We start from the raw sequence: 16,224 nt of genomic DNA, 5'->3' as shown, positions 1-16,224 counted from the left end.
CCACAGCGCAAGGGAACCATCAGGCGTCTAACAGACCGCCTAAACCGTCGAGGCTTCCACTTACGCGCGCATAGCGTCCCTGGTACTGGTCGCAACCATGCTCACGCAGAAAGCGCAACTGCGCCTCGGTCTGCACGCCCTCGGCCAGCACCGTCAGCCCCAGGCTGTGCGCCATCGCGATGATGGCGTTGACCACCGGGGCGTGCACCACGGCGTCGCCACCGCCGCCCTCCCCTTCGCCGATGCCGCTGACGAACGACAGGTCGATCTTCACCTTGTCCAGCGGATACTCCTTCAAATGCCCCACGCGCGTGTAGCCGGTGCCGAAGTCGTCCAGCGCCAGCCGCACGCCCAGTGCCCGCAACGCGCCCAGGGTGGCGGCCGCGCCGGCGCTGTGCTTCATCAGCATGGCCTCGGTCAACTCCAGCTGCAGCAGCGCCGGCGGCAGGCCGGACGCCTCCAGCGCCGCGCGCACCTTGTCGACCAGGTTCTTTTGCAGGAACTGCGTCTGCGACAGGTTGACGCCCACCACCAGCGGATGGCCGGCGTCGCGCCAGCGCCGCGCCTCCAGGCAGGCCTGCTCCAGCACCCAATCGCCGATCCGCACCATCAGCCCGCTGTCCTCGGCCACGCCGATGAAGCGCTCGGGCCGCAGCAGGCCCAGGGTCGGATGGCGCCAGCGTATCAGCGCCTCGGCCGCGAGCGGCTGCCCGCTGGCGATGTCGACCTCGGCCTCGTACTCCAGGATAAATTGCCGGTTCGTCAACGCGCGCCGCAGCTCGTTCTCGAACGCCACGCGCTCGACGATCTGCGCGTTCATCTCCGGGCTGAAGAACTGGTAGCCGTTCCTGCCGCTTTCCTTGACGTGGTACATCGCCAGGTCGGCGTTTTTCATCAGGGTCTCGATGTCGGCGCCGTCGTCGGGAAAAATACTGACGCCGATGGACGTGCTCACGTGCAGCCGGTGCGGCTCCAGCACGAACTCCTGGGCGATGGCTTGCTGGATGGTGGCCGCCACGTGGGCGGCCTGGGCGATGCTGCCGATATCGGCCAGGATGACGACGAACTCGTCGCCGCCCTGGCGGCTGACCGTGTCGACCCCGCGCACGCATTTGACCAGCCGCGCCGCCACCTCCTTGAGCAGCAGGTCGCCGACGTGGTGGCCGAGCGTATCGTTGATGTACTTGAAGCGGTCCAGGTCGAGGAACAGGATGGCGGCCATGCGCTGGTTGCGCCGGGCCGCCGCCAGCGCCAGGCTCATGCGGTCGAGCAGCAGCACGCGGTTCGGCAGGTCGGTCAGAAAATCGTGCTCGGCAAGGTGGCGGGTGCGCGCCTCGGTGCGGCGGCGGTCGGCCAGATCGTTCATCAGCGCCAGGTACATCGTCATTTGCTCGTTGCGGCGCGCGGAGATGTCGCGGATCGCCGTGTACAGCAGCGCGCCATCCTCCTGGGCGACCGTCGTCATCAGTATCTCGGCCCAGAACTGGCGGCCCCGGCGGCCGACGCAGCACCACTCGAAACGGTGGTTGCCGTCGCCCTGGGCGCGCGCCGCCAGTTGGCGCAGCAACGGCGCCGACAGCGCGCCTTCGGCCTGCTGCAGCGGCGAGAAGTCGGCCAGCTCCTGGCCGAGCATGTCCGCCGCGTCGTCGCATTCGAACATGGCGAGCGCGGCCGGATTGGCGCCGACGACGCGCCCGTCCCGCACCAGCACGATGGCGTCACTGGTGTTTTCGTACATCACTTGGAAGTCGACAGACACATGGCCCTCTCTTGGCGATCGCGCCCTCGCAGGCCTTCGCCATTCTTGCGCCTGCGGCGGAAGCCCCATTGACTTGCCTCAAACACGCTTGATGCCGGTTTTATGCATTTCAGCCGCGCTTTTGCGCCACTCGTCGCATTTCGATGGCGATCGTCCTTGCAAATTCATAAAGTGCCAACATGCGCGGTCCCTCCGGCGCCACAACATTCGCAGAAGAACGATATGAAAATTGAAACCTTGCCCCTCACCTCCATGCCCACGGTAAGCAACAAGAACTGGCGCAAACCGTTGGCTGTCCTGATCGTGCTGGGCCTGGCGGCCGGCGGCTGGACCGTCATGCGCGGCAACCAGGCCGCGCCGACGCCACCAGTGGCGCAGGCCGAGGGCAAGAAAGAGCAGAAACAGGAAGTCTTCGAACTGGCCAGCGGCGACATCGCGGCCATCGATGCCAGATCATTGGCGGTCAGCTTGCCCTTATCCGGCTCGCTGGCGCCCCTGAGTTCGGCCACCATCAAGTCCAAGATCTCGGGCGTGGTGGAGGCCACCACGGTGCAGGAAGGCATGGCCGTCAGCGCCGGCCAGGTGCTGGCGCGCATCGACCAGGCCGACCTGCGCGCGCGCCTGCAACAGCAGCAGGCCATGCTCGACGAAGCCCAGGCCAAGCTGTCGATGGCGACCAAGAACGAAGCCAACAGCCAGGCGCTGCTGTCGCAAAAATACATCTCGCAAAACGCCTTCGATTCCACGCAGAACACCGTGGCGCTGGCGCGCGCCAACGTCAAATCGGCCGCCGCGATGGTCGAGATCGCCCGTATCGCGCTCAACGACGGCATCATCAAGGCGCCCATCAGCGGCATTGTCAGCAAGCGCCACGTGCAGGCCGGCGAGAAGCTGGCGCCGGACATGGCGGTCTACAGCATCGTCAACCTGTCGGAGCTGACCCTGGAGGCACAGGTGCCGGCGTCGGAAATCCCGCGCGTGAAGGTCGGCCAGGACGTGCGCTTCAAGGTTGACGGTTTCCAGAAGCGCGAGTTCGACGGCAAGGTCGCGCGCATCAATCCGGCCACCGAGGCCGGTTCGCGCTCGATGCTGGTCTACATCGCCGTGCGCAACGACGACAGCGCGCTGCGCGCCGGCATGTTCGCCAAGGGCACCATCGTCACAGACCGCTCCGGCGTCGCGCCTATCGTGCCGATGACGGCGCTGCGCGACGACCAGGGCAAACAGGTGGTCTACAAGATTGAGAACGGCAAGGTGGTGGCGCAACCCGTCACCCTGGGCTTGCGCAACGACGACGAGGGCTACGCCGAGGTCACCGACGGCCTCGACAAGGGCGCCAACGTCATCGTCTCCAAGCTCAACGCCGTCAAACCGGGCGCGCAGGTCAAGCTGCCCGCCTCCACGATACCTTCCGCTCCAGCCAAAGCGGCCATGCTGGCGAAGGGCTGATCATGTGGATCACTAAAACCAGTATCCAGAACCCGGTGTTCGCCACCATGGTGATGGTGGCGCTCGTGGTGCTGGGCATGTTCTCCTACCGCGAGCTGGGCATGGAAGCGATGCCCAACGTCGATATCCCCGGCGCGCTGATCGAAGTCAACTATCCGGGCGCGTCGCCGGAGGCGGTCGAGAACGACATCACGCGGCCGATCGAAGAAGTGGTCAACACCGTCAGCGGCATCAAGACCTTGCGCGCCAACTCGTGGGAGGGCCGCGGCGCCGTCTACGTCGACTTCGAGCTGTCGACCAATATGGACAAGGCCATGCAGGACATCCGCGACAAGATCGCGCAGGTCCGGCCGCGCTTCCCGAAGGAAGCCAAGGACCCGTTCATCGTCCGCTTCGAAGGCGAGAACAGCCGCCCCATCGCCCAGATCGGCCTGACCGCCACCGCCCACAGCCTGCGCGAACTGTCGACCATGGCCGACCAGGTCATCGGCAAGCGCTTCCAGGGCGTGGCCGGCGTCGGCCAGGTGCGCCTGAACGGCATGGCCGCGCGCCAGATCCTGATCAGCCTGCGTCCCAACGACCTGACCGCGCAAGCCATCGGCGTCGACGAGGTCATCGCCGCGATCCAGGCCACCAACACCAACCTGCCGGCCGGCTCGATCAGCTTCGCCGGCAACGAGCAACTGGTGCGCGTCGAGAACAAGATGAAGGAGGCGCGCGACTTCAACAAGATCATCGTCGCCCGCCGCGCCAACGGCCCGGTCTACCTGGAACAGGTCGCCACGGTGATCGACGGCGCCCAGGAGGAGATGTCGATCTCGCGCCTGAGCGGCCAGCGCGCCGTCACCATCGACATCACCAAGGTGCAGGACGCCAACGTGGTCGAAGTCGGCACGCGCATCCAGAAGGTGGTCGCCGAGCTGCAGAAGTCGCTGCCGTCGGACATCACGCTGACCCTGCTCAACGACGAATCGGTCAAGGTGCAAAGCCAGCTCGACAACGTCAAGCGCACGATCATCGAAGGCGCCGTTCTGACCATGGTCATCGTGTTCTTCTTCCTGCACTCGTGGCGTTCGACCATCATCACGGGCCTGACGTTGCCGATCTCGGTCATGGCCAGCTTCATTGCGATGAAGGTGTTCGGCTTCACCCTGAACTTCCTGACCCTGATGGCCCTGTCCCTGTGCATCGGCCTGCTGATCGACGACGCCATCGTGGTGCGCGAGAACATCGTGCGCCACCTGGGCATGGGCAAGAACCACCGCAAGGCGGCCGAGGACGGCACCAACGAGATCGGCCTGGCCGTCATGGCCACCACCTTCGCCATCGTCGCCGTGTTCATCCCGGTGGCCTTCATGCAGGGCATCATCGGCCGCTTCTTCCTGCAGTTCGGCATCACGGTCGCGGTGGCGGTGATGGTGTCGCTGTTCGTCAGCTTCACGCTCGATCCGATGCTGTCGTCGGTGTGGCCCGATCCGGTCAAGGACCGCTTCAAGTACGTGCCGTGGCTGGGCCGCCTGATGCACTGGCTCGAGGGCGGCGTCGACAGGCTGCACGTGGTGTATGGAAAAGTCCTGGGACTTGCGCTGCGCTGGCGCAAGCTGACCCTGGCGTTCGCCTTCGCGCTGTTCGCCGGCAGCCTGATGCTGGTGCCGATGATCGGCGGCGAGATGATGCCGGAGCAGGACAACGGCTGGGTCAACCTGCAGATGAAGACGCCGGTCGGCTCCAGCCTGGAATACAACGACAACAAGGTGCGACAGGTGGAGGCGGCGCTCAAGGAGTTTCCGGAGATCGCCAGCGTCATCGCCGTGGTCGGCACCGAGGACGGCCGCAACACCGCCCGCATCGACATGAAACTGGTCGACCGCAAGTTCCACAAACGGCCGTCGCAAAAAGTCATGGAAGGCAAGATCCGCGCGCGTCTGGGCAAGATCGCCGGCATCACGATGTCGGTCGGCTGGAAGCCGATCTTCATCGCCATCCTCGGCACCGACGAAGGCAAGCTCGACGCCGTGGCGCACCGCCTGATGGACAAGATGCGTCCGATAAAGGGGCTGGTCGACCTGGAGTACAGCCAGGAAGGCGCCAACCCGTCGACCACGGTCAAAATCAACAACGAGCTGGCCAGCGACCTGGGCCTGACGGTGCAGCAGATCGGCACCGCGCTGCGGCCGTTCGTGGCCGGCGACACCACCAGCCACTTCCTCGCCTCCGACGGCCAGAACTACGACGTCAACGTGCAACTGCCCAAGTCGGGCCGGCAAAAGGTGGCCGACCTGGCCGACCTGTCGCTGGCGTCGAGCAAGCTGGGGCCGGACGGCCGTCCGGTGATGGTGCCGCTGCGCCAGGTGGTCGACTTCGTGCCGTCGTTCAGCCCGCAGGTGCTCAAGCGCCAGGCGTTGCAGCGCCGGGTGGCGATCTATGCCAACACCGAGGGCCGTCCCGGCGGCGACGTCGACGGCGACGTGCGCAAGGCGATGAAGGAAATCGAGTTGCCGGACGGCGTGCGCTTCGACGTCGGCGGCAACGCGCAGGAAATGGAAGAAAGCATGACCTCGGCCATGATCGCGCTCGGCATCGCGGTGATCTTCATCTACCTGGTGCTCGCGTCGCAGTTCGGCAGCTTCCTGCAGCCGGTGGCGATCATGATGTCCTTGCCGCTGTCGCTGATCGGCGTGCTGGTGGCGCTGCTGGCGACCGGCAGCACCTTGAACATCTTCTCGGTGATCGGTTTCATCATGCTGATGGGGCTGGTGACCAAGAACGCGATCTTGCTGGTGGACTTCACCAATCAGGCGCAGCGCGAGGGCGCGGGGCAGTTCGAGGCCATCATGAGCGCGGGCCAGGTGCGGCTGCGTCCGATTCTGATGACGACGTTGGCGATGGTTTTCGGCATGTTGCCGATGGCGATAGGCCTGGGCGAAGGTGGCGAGACGCAGGCGCCGATGGGCCGCGCGGTGATCGGCGGGGTGATCACGTCGACCATTTTGACGTTGGTGGTGGTGCCGGTGGCGTACACGTATCTGGACAACCTTGGCAAGCGCTGCGTGCGGTATTTCAAGCGCAGGCAGCATGAGGAGCACGAGGAAGCCGTCGAGCACCTGCGCGAAGCCGACGCGGCCTGATCGACCGCGGCGGCGGCGGAAACCGTTCAACCCGCACGGCGGCGAACGGGGGTCGTACCCCGTACGGGGTACGACCCCAGCCTTTTCGGGTTGCCGCGCGGCTCATTCCGCGGCCGCCGATTTCATTACTCTGTGGGTGCTTCGGCGGACTCGCCGCCCTCTTCGTCGTCCTCGACCACTTCGCCCTCCTGGGCCAGGCCCGGGTTGGCCTTCAGCTCGGCCTTGCGCCGGGCTTTTTCATCCGCTTTTTTCTTCTTTTCCAGCTCGCGCTGACGTTTTTCGTACTGGAAGTTTGTCTTCGCCATTTGCTACCTCTTCTCTATCCGGTTGATTACCTGCTCACATTATGACGCAGATACGGCCGATGCAAGTTTTTCAGCCTCGGGGATGATGTTGCGCATGCAGATGTTTCAGGCGTTCCCGTGCGACATGGGTATAGATTTGCGTCGTGGAGATGTCCGAATGACCAAGCAATAACTGCACCACGCGCAGGTCGGCGCCATGGTTGAGCAAATGCGTGGCGAAAGCGTGACGCAAGGTGTGCGGCGACAACGGCGCGGTGATGCCGGCCTTCAACGCATGTTTTTTGATCACGACCCAGAACATCTGCCGCGTCATCGGACCGCCGCGTCCGGTGACGAACAGCGCGTCGTCGACCTGGCCGTTCAGGATCACGCCGCGCGCGTCCTTGACGTAGCGCTCGATCCACACCCTGGCCTGCTGGCCGAACGGCACCAGCCGCGTTTTGGCGCCCTTGCCGGTGATCCTGAGCACCCCGTCATTCAAGCTCAGCTCGAGCATCTTCAGGTCCACCAGCTCCGACACGCGCAGGCCGCTGGCGTACATCAGCTCCAGCATGGTGCGCTCGCGCAGGCCCAGCGGCGTGTTGACGTCAGGCGCCGCCAGCAAGGCCTCAACTTGAATTTCGCTCAAGGTGTGAACGAAGCGGTGCGGCTGCTTGGCCGATACCAATTTAAGGCTGGGATCGTCCGTAATGCGCCGCTGGCGCAGCAGCAGCTGGTAGAAGCGCTTGATCACCGACAGCCGCCGGTTGGACGAGGTGGCCTTGCCGCTGTCCTCGTGCCGCGCGGCGATATAGCCCTGGATGTCGTGCGTGGCCACGGCCGCCAGCCCGGCCACGTTCGGCCGCTGCGACTCCAGCCAGCGGGCGAACAGGCGCATGTCGCGCCGGTACGCTTCCAGCGTGTTTTTCGACAGGCCGTCCTCCAGCCACAGGCTGTCGCAGAACTCGTCGATCAGAGCAGCGTTGTCTGTTGCCATGCGTACTCGCTCGAACCTTCGTGGGCCAGCAGCCAGCGCTTGATGCCCAGCAGGTAGCCGTTGGGATCGTCGCTGTTGGCAAAGCCGCCCAGGCCGGCGGCGGAGGTGACGCGGTGGCATGGCACCACGATCGGGAACCAGTTGGCGCCGCAGGCCTGCCCCACCGCGCGCGGCGCCGAACCGATGTGCTTGGCCAGCTCGCCATAGGTGCGCACGCTGCCGCGCGGGATGGAACTGATGGCGCCCCACACCGTCTTCTGGAAGTCGGTGCCGGCCTGCTTGAGCGGCAGGTCGAAGCGGTAATCGGCATCCTCGCAGTACGCCTGCAGCTGAACCACCGCTGCCTGGGCAATCGGGCCTTGCGCGTCCTTTGCATCAAAATGGGGCGGCAGGTAACACAGCTCAGTGATCAGACCACTTGCGGTGCGCACTCCGATTTTTCCGAATGGCAATTCCACGATGGCAGAAAAAATTTCACGCTGCTGTTGTATATTCGTCACAGTTGATGCACCAAAAAAGGTCTTCGTTGATCCCAGCCGTTTTTCGCAACGCACCATCATGTTGCGTGCCCGCGACAACCTTTTGTTGTGGAAGTCGCGAAAGTGGTCCGGCGGCGGCGGGAAGGTTTTCGCGCCACGCCCGCATTGTAAAACGCCAGGCGAAAAAAAAACGCACCTGAAGGTGCGTTTTTAAACCTGCTTCACGTTCCCGGTCGTTTGCGTGTCCCCGTAGCGCGCTTGTGGCGGCCTGCAGCGACTATCACAACGACATTCTGTAAAACGTGTGTCTCCTCGATCGATTGCCGGTATTAATTACCGTTTCTATCACACTCCCCACCTACAATTCCTTGCTCTTGCTACCGAACCAAATTTGCTTATTCGGGAACCCCTGAGAGCGACGCCATCATAACGCATCTTTTTCGGTTTTTCCCGTTTTTTTCAGGTTGCAGCGCAGCGTTACTTTAAGAGTAAATTAAATTCGGGAGCCACAAAGAAATTTGTGGTACATATGTGACCAAGATCAAGAAGCCCAGCATTGTCAGCAGCCATGGCCACACGGCAACAGTCAATTCTGTTATGCCCATCTTGGTAATCCCCGACGCCACGTACAGGTTCAGGCCGACCGGCGGATGGCACATTCCCACCTCCATGTTGACCACGATCAAGATTCCGAAGTGCACAGGATCGATGCCCAACTTCATCGCCACCGGGAACAGGATCGGCGCCATGATCAGCACGATCGACGACGGTTCCATCACGTTGCCGGCCAACAGCAGCAACACGTTCACCACCAGCAGGAAGGTGATCACGCCCAGGCCCTGGCCGGTGATCCATTCCGCCATCGCCTGCGGGATATTTTCGCTGGTCATCAGGAACGAGAACAGGATGGCGTTGGTGATGATGTAGAGCAGCATCGCCGACATCGCCGCCGAATCGAGCAGCACCTTGCCCACCTGCTTGAGCTTCAAATCCTTGTAGACGAACACCGCGATGATGAACGCGTACACCGCCGCCATCGCAGCAGCCTCGGTCGGCGTGAACGCGCCGCTGTAGATGCCGCCCATGACAATGACGATCAGCAGCAGGCCCCAGGCGCTCTTGCGGAAGGTCGCCCAGCGCTCGCCCCAGCCGGCCTTGGGCATGCGCGGATAGTTGTTCTTGCGCGCCAGATGCCAGGTCGTCAGGCCGAGGAAGAACGCCAGCATAATGCCCGGCACCACGCCGGCCATGAACAGTTTGCCGACCGAGGTGTTGGTGGTGACCGAGTACATCACCATGACGATCGACGGCGGAATCAGGATGCCCAGCGCGCCGGAGGTGGTGATGACGCCGGCGCCGAACGATTTCGGATAGCCCTGGCGCACCATGGCCGGCAGGATGATCGAGCCGATCGCCACCACGGTGGCCGGCGACGAGCCGGAGACGGCCGCGAACAGCGCGCAAGCGAGCACGCCGCCCAGCGCCAAACCGCCGTGCCAGTGGCCGACCATCGACGTGGCGAAGTTGATCATGCGCCGCGCGACGCCGCCGTGCGTGAGGAAGTTACCCGCCAGGATAAAGAACGGGATGGCCATGATCTCGAATTTCTCGATGCCGGTGAACAGCTTGAGGGCCACCGTATCGATCGGCACCTCGGTCATGGTGAACAGGAAGGTCAGCACCGTCAGGCCGAGCGAGATGGAGATCGGCATGCCGGTCAACATCAGCGCCAGCAGCAGCACGAAGATAATCATGGCGTTCATGCTTTGGCTCCCTTGTCATTCGACAGTTCTTCTTCCAGTCCCTCGACGTGCGAGTGGTCGTGTTTTGGCAGGTCGCCGGTCTTGACGAACGACACCAGCACCTGCAGGAAGCGGAAGCACATCAGGTAGGAGCCCAGCGGCACGGCCAGGTAGACGATCCACATCGGCATTTCCAGGTCGGCCGAGACCTGGTCGGTCTGCGACATGTGGTGCACGAAGTTGGCGCCCAGGGTGCCGATGATGCCCGTGAACAGCGCACCCGCCAGCAGGCCGAAGACGACGAACTTGGCGCGCCACGGGGTGCTCATGCGGTTGATAATGACGTCGACGCCGACGTGGATGCCGGTGCGCACGCCGTAGGCCGCGCCGAACTTGGCCATCCAGACGAACATATAGATACAGGCTTCCTGCGCCCAGCTGGTATTGAGTTGAATCAGGTAGTCCTGCAGGCCGGGAATAGGCAGCCCGGACATGTAGCGGTGGACCACCGATACGAAGATCAGAACGGTGGCCGCGCCCATTAGGGTCGCGATCAGCCATTCTTCGAGTTTATCGAGGAATTTCATGGAGGGATCCTTCAGTGAGGAATTGTGGACGGGGCGGCGAGCGCCGCCCCGTCTGGCAGGCTGTGCTTTAAAGCTGTGCTGTAAAGCTTACTTCGCCGCTTCTTTGTTGATGGCCGAGATCAGGTCTTTACCGATTCGGCTTTCCATCGATTGCTGTACCGGCAGCAGGGCCTTGCGCCACTCCGCCTGTTCTTTCACGCTCAAGGTGTAGATCTCGGTCTTGCCGGTCTTCTTGATGGCTTCGAGCGCCAGATCGTTGTCGCGCTGGGCGATGGCTTTCTCGAACGTGGTCGCTTCCTTCATCGCCTTGTCGAGCGCGGTGCGGATGTCCGGCGGCAGGCCGTCCCAGAACTTCTTGTTGACGATGACCGCGTAGCCCAGGTAGCCGTGGTTGGACACGGTCACGTACTTCTGCACTTCGTGCATCTTCTGCGTGTACATGTTCGACGGCGGATTCTCCGTGCCATCGACCACGCCGGTCTGCAGCGCTTGATACACTTCCGAGAACGCCAGCACCTGCGGGTTCGCGCCCAGCGCGCGCATCTGCGCGTCCAGCACTTTGGACGACTGGATACGCAGCTTCAGGCCTTTGAAGTCGGCCGGCACGCGCAGCGGCTTGTTGGCCGACATGACCTTGAAGCCGTTATCCCAGAACGCCAGGCCAGTGATGCCCTTCGGCTCCAGCTTCTTCATCAGGCCCTTGCCGATTTCGCCTTCGGTGACGTTGTACAGCGCGGTTTTGGACGGGAAGATGAACGGCAGGTCGAAGGCTTCGAATTCCTTCACGCCCAGCGGGCCGAACTTGGCCAGCGATGGCGCCAGCATTTGCACGGCGCCCAGCTGCAGCGCCTCGAGTTCTTCCTTGTCCTTGTACAGCTGGCTGTTCGGATAGACCTCGACCTTGACGCGGCCGTTGGTGGCCTTTTCGGCAAGTTGTTTAAAACGCTCTGCCGCCTGGCCCTTCGGGGTGTCGGTCGCCACGACGTGGCTGAATTTAATGACGATAGGAGCTTGCGCATAGGCGTTAAAGCTCAATGCGGCGCTCAGCACGAGCAAGGCGTGTTTCAGTTTCATACGGTCTCCTGAGGGTTTGAAAGTACACTATTATTGTAGTTTGATAGATTCTTCAGGACAACGTCGCATCTTTCAATTGTGGAAAACCACAATGCCCGTTTCCCGCCAACGCTATACCCTGAGCGCCCATGACAAACCCGCATTCCCAGCCGCTCCCAGCCCGACGACCCAGCGCAAACTCGACGCTGCGCTGGGTTTTGCCCATCGTGCTGGTGTTGTTTTTTCTAGCGATTTTGATCTGGCTTCCGTGGCAAGCTCGTCAGATGGAAAGCAACGAACGGCAGGAACAACTGATCGCCGACACGCTGTGGGTTGAGCAAACGATACGTTTTCAGCTGGGCCGGGACGAGGAAAGCCTGGCCGCGCTGGCGCAGGAAATCGGCCTCGGCCGCCTGACGCCGTCACAGGGCCACGACCGGCTGAGCCGGGTTCTCAAGAACGGCAAGGAGCTGCTGCGGGTGGTCTGGCTGCGGCCGGACGGCTCGCTGGTGGCCACCAGCGACCCGCAAACCACTCCCATTGTGCTGACGGCGGCCTCGCGCGCGACCATGGAGCTGACCCGCAAGACCCGCAACGCCATGTACACGCAGCCGGAGGTGCAAGCGGCCAATCCCTCGGCCGCGCCTTCCGAGGTGCTGATGGACTATCACGTGCCGCTGTTCAGCGGCGCCGACTACCTGGGCGACCTGGTCGCCACCTATAAAACCAGCGCCCTGCTCGAAGAGATGGTGCCGTGGTGGTTCGCGCAGGACAACCAGGTCACCCTGGTCGACCGCGACGACAAGGTGCTGGCGCGGCGCGCGGCGGCCGGTCCGGGCCACGGCGTCTACACCCACAAGCGCGCGCTCGACCTGCCCGGCGCCTCGGTGCGGCTGGTGACGGACAGCGTCAAGAGCGCGCCCAAGCTGCTGCCCAATTTGCTGGTCGGCTCGGTCATCGTGCTCTCGCTCGGATTGTTATGGAGCCTGGTGGCGCTGTGGGGCCACATCTCGCGGCGCCTGGCGGCCGAAGGCGCGCTGCGCCAGCAAATGTCGTTCCGCACCGCGATGGAGAACTCGCTGGTGACCGGCCTGCGCGCGCGCGACCTGGAAGGCCGCATCACCTACGTCAATCCGGCGTTCTGCCAGATCGTCGGCTATCCGGCCGAGGACATCGTCGGCCGCCTGCCGCCCATGCCCTACTGGGCGCCGGAAGCGATGGAGGAATACCAGAGCCGCTTCGCCTCCGTCCTGGCGGGCAGGGTCACGCCGCAGTTCGAGACCTTCTTCCAGCGCCCGGACGGCCAGCGCGTGCCGGTCCTGGTGTTCGAGGCGCCGCTGGTGGACAACCACGGCAAGCAGACCGGCTGGATGGGCTCCATCCTCGACATCTCCGACCGCAAGCGCGTGGAGGAACTGAACCGCCAGCAGGAGGAAAAGCTGCAAGCCAGCGCGCGCCTGGCGACGATGGGCGAAATCGCCTCGATGCTGGCGCATGAACTGAACCAGCCGCTGGCCGCGATCTCCAGCTACACCACCGGCGCGCTCAATGTGCTGGGACGCGCCCAGGACAAGGGCGACACGGTCGACGCCGGACTGCTGAAACCCGCGCTGGAGCAGGCCAGCGCGCAGGCGCAGCGGGCCGGCCAGATCATCCGCAGCGTGCACGAATTCGTCAAGAAGCGCGAGCCGCTGCGCCAGTCCGTGGGCATCCAGTCGCTGCTCGACGGCATCCAGGCGCTGATCGAGCTGCAGGCGCGCCAAAGCTACGTCTCCTATCAAACCAACATCCCCGAGGATCTGCCGGCGGTGCTGGCCGACCGCGTGATGATCGAGCAGGTGCTGCTGAACCTGACCCGCAACGCCATCGAGGCGATGCAGCACATTCCGCCGCAGCGGCGCATACTCAACGTGGTGGCGGAGTATGATGCGACCACCGCGCAGGTGAGCGTGGCGGTGATCGACCAGGGGCACGGCATTCCGGACGAAGTGGCGCAGCGTTTGTTCTCGCCCTTCTTCTCGACCAAGGCCGAGGGGATGGGCATGGGATTGAACATCTGCCGGACTGCGATAGAATTCCACGGCGGTTCGCTCACTTACAGCCCCAATCCGCAAGGCGGAACCATATTTACGTTCGTGCTGCCGGCGGTGACGGTGGCCACGGAACAGGAGACATAAAAAAATGCTGCATATCGTCGATGACGAAGCGGTCGTACGCGACTCGCTGACCTGGCTGGCCACTTCGCGCGGGATCTCGTCGCGCGCCTACGAGGGCGCGCTGCAATTCCTGCAGCAAGTGGAGATGGGCGAATTCGACGCCGACGGCGACTGCCTGCTGCTCGACGTGCGCATGCCGGACATGAACGGCGTGGCGGTGTTCGACCAGCTGGCCGCGCGCGGGCTGACGCAGCGCATGCCGGTGATTTTCCTGACGGGTCACGGCGACGTGCCGATGGCGGTCGACACGCTAAAACGTGGCGCCTTCGATTTCTTCGAGAAGCCGTTCAACGACAACCAGTTGATGGACCGGGTGCAGGAAGGCCTGGCCGGCTCGCGCAAGGCCGGCGAGATGGCGGCCGTGCACGCGCGCGTGGCGACGCTGTCGGTGCGCGAGCGCGAAGTGCTGGACCTGATCCTGGCCGGAAAAATGAACAAGGTGGTGGCCGACCAGCTGGGCATCAGCATGCGCACGGTGGAGGTTCACCGCGCGCACATCTTCGACAAGATGCAGGTTAAGACGGCGGTCGAGCTGGCGGGCTTGCTGAAATAATGCTGCTTAAGCCATCGGCGGCGCTGGCATGGCGGATTACGCTACGCTAATCCGCCCTACGTGGCTCCAGATTGAAACGTAGTTCAGTGGCCGACGGCCAAAACCCATGCATACCTCGGATACACGTAGGGCGGATTAGGCCGAAGGCCGTAATCCGCCATTGACGAGCCGCTATCAGCCCTTCTGCGTGGCGATCCACTCGTCCACTACCTTTTCCAGCACCGACAGCGGCACATCGCCCGTCTGCAGCACAGTGTTGTGGAAGCCCTTGATCGAGAACTTGTCGCCCAGCGCCTTCTCCGCCTTCGCGCGCAGATCCAGGATGCGGATCATGCCGATCTTGTACGCGCACGCCTGCCCCGGCATCACCACATAACGCTCCACCTCCGACGCCGGAATACCGTAATCGATGCCCTGCTGGCGCGTCCACTTCATCGCGTGCAGGCCGGTGTCCACCACCAGACGCTTGGCGCGGAACAGCTCCGCGTCGAGCTGCCCCAAACGTCCAACGGTATCGCCGTCATACCATTTATTCTCCGACGCCAGCTGCTCCGCATACAGCGCCCAGCCCTCGACATACGCCGATCCCGATGCGAACACGCGGTCGCGGCGATAGCGCGGCAATCCCGTATTCTCCTGCTGCAGCGCGATCTGGAAGTGATGGCCCGGCACCGCCTCGTGGTACACCAACGTGCGCATGCCGACGATACGGAAGTCCGGCCCCGGCATCGGCGCCCAGAAAATGCCCGGCAAGGTGCCGTCCTTGGCCGGTGCCGAATAATGCGCGGCCGCCGTCTTCTCCGTGAACGCCGGCTCGCGCTTGACCACCACCGGCGCCTTCGGCGTGATATCGAACAACTCCTTCGCGCGCGCCTCGGCGTCGCGCATCAAAGCGTCGTAGCGCGCCAGCATCGCCGGGCGCGGGTCGGCCTCCTTCGGCTGCGAATCGGCTTCCAGCTTGACCATGCGCTCCTTGATGCCGCCCTCCTTGTAGCCCAGCGATGCCAGCAAACCATCCATCTCCTTCTCGATGCGCGCCACTTCCTTCAGGCCGATATCGTGTATCTGCTGCGGCGTGTAGTCCGTGGTGGTCATGCGGCGCAGCGCCAGCGCGTAGGCCTTGTCGCCGTTCGGCAGGCGCCACAGGCCGGCGTCGGCGGTGGTGCGCGGCAGCTGTTCCTTCAGCAGTGTGCGGGTGCGCTCGAACGCCGGCAGGATAGTCTGCTTGACTGTCGCCGAGGCCTCCGCCGTGAACTTGGCCTGCTGCTCCGACGAGACATCCTTCAACGCCGCCATGCGCTGCGCCAGCGAGGCGACCAGCACGTTCTTCTCCGCGCCGCCGTCGAGGAAGCGGTCCAACTGGCCGATCGACGATTGCGTGATAAAGGTCGGCATCAGGAAGCCACGGCCGGCGGCGCCCTGCGCGCGGGCGATGCCGGTGTCGATCTTGCCGGCGACGGATTTCAGGCGCGCCAGATAGTTTTCGATGTCGCGTTGGTTGCGGATCGGGTGCTGCTGCGACAGGAAGTTCACGATCTGCACATGCAGGCCGGTGAACTGGTTGAACACGAACTGGTGGTCCTCGAACTCCACCGCGTCGACCGCGCCCTGCAGATTCCACGCGATGGCGGCGGCGCTGGCGCGCTGCTGCGGCGTCAACGCCTTCTGATCGATCGCCGCCAGCTGCTTGAGCGAGACCTTGGCCTTGGCCACTTCCGCCTTGCGGTATTCCGGCGTGTTCGGCGTCAGCGCCCGGTCCAGAGCGTCCTGCTCCTTGCCGCTGAAGTACTGCTTCTGCGTAGCCTGCTCCGGATCGCTGCGCACCTTGGCGTCGGCCACCTTGTCGGCCCATGCGTCGAAGCTGACCGCCTGTGCGGCGAGGGAGAAGGAAGCGCCTGCGAGCAGCGCTATGAACCTGGTTGAAGTTTGCATGGGACACGGGCCTTGTAAGGAGGATAACCGCATGAGTGTAGCCCA

At 63.7% G+C, this 16,224-nt stretch carries 13 protein-coding genes and 2 pseudogenes; 5 read left to right on the top strand and 10 right to left on the bottom strand.

The window, feature by feature from the left end; all coding sequences use genetic code 11:
• Positions 1–19: 19 nt before the first annotated feature.
• From NHH88_06680 to NHH88_06670, 3 genes and pseudogenes are all read right to left on the bottom strand, one after another.
• Complete coding sequence (locus NHH88_06680) at positions 20–820, bottom strand: EAL domain-containing protein (protein USX17282.1); 801 nt, start codon at positions 818–820, stop codon at positions 20–22.
• A 75-nt stretch (positions 821–895) separates the two neighbouring features.
• Positions 896–1,366: pseudogene (locus tag NHH88_06675) on the bottom strand (GGDEF domain-containing protein).
• A gap of 90 nt (positions 1,367–1,456) precedes the next feature.
• A pseudogene (locus tag NHH88_06670) lies at positions 1,457–1,738 on the bottom strand (PAS domain-containing protein).
• A 243-nt stretch (positions 1,739–1,981) separates the two neighbouring features.
• On the opposite strand from NHH88_06670, the gene NHH88_06665 reads away from it, so the two are divergent.
• Both NHH88_06665 and NHH88_06660 read left to right on the top strand, forming a co-directional pair.
• Positions 1,982–3,208, top strand: a complete 1,227-nt coding sequence (locus NHH88_06665) for an efflux RND transporter periplasmic adaptor subunit (protein ID USX15462.1) — start codon at positions 1,982–1,984, stop codon at positions 3,206–3,208.
• A gap of 2 nt (positions 3,209–3,210) precedes the next feature.
• Positions 3,211–6,336 carry an efflux RND transporter permease subunit gene (locus NHH88_06660; GenBank protein USX15461.1) on the top strand — a complete coding sequence of 1,042 codons (3,126 nt, stop codon included), beginning with the start codon at positions 3,211–3,213 and terminating at the stop codon, positions 6,334–6,336.
• Between the two features lie 125 nt (positions 6,337–6,461).
• Here the strand turns inward: NHH88_06660 and NHH88_06655 are convergent, their stop codons facing one another.
• The 3 genes from NHH88_06655 to NHH88_06645 form a co-directional block, all read right to left on the bottom strand.
• Positions 6,462–6,641, bottom strand: a complete 180-nt coding sequence (locus tag NHH88_06655; GenBank protein USX15460.1) for a hypothetical protein — start codon at positions 6,639–6,641, stop codon at positions 6,462–6,464.
• Positions 6,642–6,711: 70 nt separating this feature from the next.
• Positions 6,712–7,617, bottom strand: a complete 906-nt coding sequence (gene xerD / locus NHH88_06650; protein ID USX15459.1) for a site-specific tyrosine recombinase XerD — start codon at positions 7,615–7,617, stop codon at positions 6,712–6,714.
• Positions 7,593–8,048: a methylated-DNA--[protein]-cysteine S-methyltransferase gene (locus NHH88_06645; GenBank protein ID USX15458.1), complete on the bottom strand. Its 456-nt coding sequence runs from the start codon at positions 8,046–8,048 to the stop codon at positions 7,593–7,595. Before NHH88_06645 ends, xerD begins: the two co-directional genes overlap by 25 nt.
• Before the next feature lie 28 nt (positions 8,049–8,076).
• Here NHH88_06645 and NHH88_06640 point away from each other — a divergent pair, with 28 nt between their 5' ends.
• Positions 8,077–8,310, top strand: a complete 234-nt coding sequence (locus NHH88_06640; GenBank protein ID USX15457.1) for a hypothetical protein — start codon at positions 8,077–8,079, stop codon at positions 8,308–8,310.
• Positions 8,311–8,578: 268 nt separating this feature from the next.
• Here NHH88_06640 and NHH88_06635 read toward each other — a convergent pair whose 3' ends face one another.
• The 3 genes from NHH88_06635 to NHH88_06625 form a co-directional block, all read right to left on the bottom strand.
• Complete coding sequence (locus NHH88_06635) at positions 8,579–9,859, bottom strand: TRAP transporter large permease subunit (GenBank protein USX15456.1); 1,281 nt, start codon at positions 9,857–9,859, stop codon at positions 8,579–8,581.
• Positions 9,856–10,425 carry a TRAP transporter small permease gene (locus NHH88_06630; protein USX15455.1) on the bottom strand — a complete coding sequence of 190 codons (570 nt, stop codon included), beginning with the start codon at positions 10,423–10,425 and terminating at the stop codon, positions 9,856–9,858. The genes NHH88_06635 and NHH88_06630 overlap by 4 nt, the downstream gene beginning before the upstream one ends.
• 87 nt (positions 10,426–10,512) lie before the next feature.
• Entirely contained in the window at positions 10,513–11,499 is a 987-nt protein-coding gene (locus NHH88_06625) for a TRAP transporter substrate-binding protein (protein USX15454.1), read from the bottom strand.
• A gap of 128 nt (positions 11,500–11,627) precedes the next feature.
• Here NHH88_06625 and NHH88_06620 point away from each other — a divergent pair, with 128 nt between their 5' ends.
• Together NHH88_06620 and NHH88_06615 are read left to right on the top strand one after the other, a co-directional pair.
• The gene (locus tag NHH88_06620; GenBank protein ID USX15453.1) at positions 11,628–13,655 is read left to right on the top strand and encodes a PAS domain S-box protein; all 2,028 of its coding nucleotides are present in this window, start codon (positions 11,628–11,630) and stop codon (positions 13,653–13,655) included.
• A 4-nt stretch (positions 13,656–13,659) separates the two neighbouring features.
• Positions 13,660–14,247 (top strand): response regulator, encoded by a 588-nt coding sequence (locus NHH88_06615; GenBank protein USX15452.1) that lies wholly within the window; start codon positions 13,660–13,662, stop codon positions 14,245–14,247.
• Positions 14,248–14,421: 174 nt separating this feature from the next.
• On the opposite strand, the gene NHH88_06610 is transcribed toward NHH88_06615, so the two are convergent.
• Entirely contained in the window at positions 14,422–16,179 is a 1,758-nt protein-coding gene (locus NHH88_06610; GenBank protein ID USX15451.1) for a DUF885 domain-containing protein, read from the bottom strand.
• Between the last annotated feature and the right edge of the window lie 45 nt (positions 16,180–16,224).

The sequence above is a fragment of the Oxalobacteraceae bacterium OTU3CAMAD1 genome (genome assembly GCA_024123915.1).
Taxonomy (GTDB): Bacteria; Pseudomonadota; Gammaproteobacteria; order Burkholderiales; family Burkholderiaceae_D; genus Rugamonas.
The sequence above is the reverse complement of the archived record's forward strand: the minus strand, read 5'-3'. Positions and strand labels throughout refer to the sequence as shown.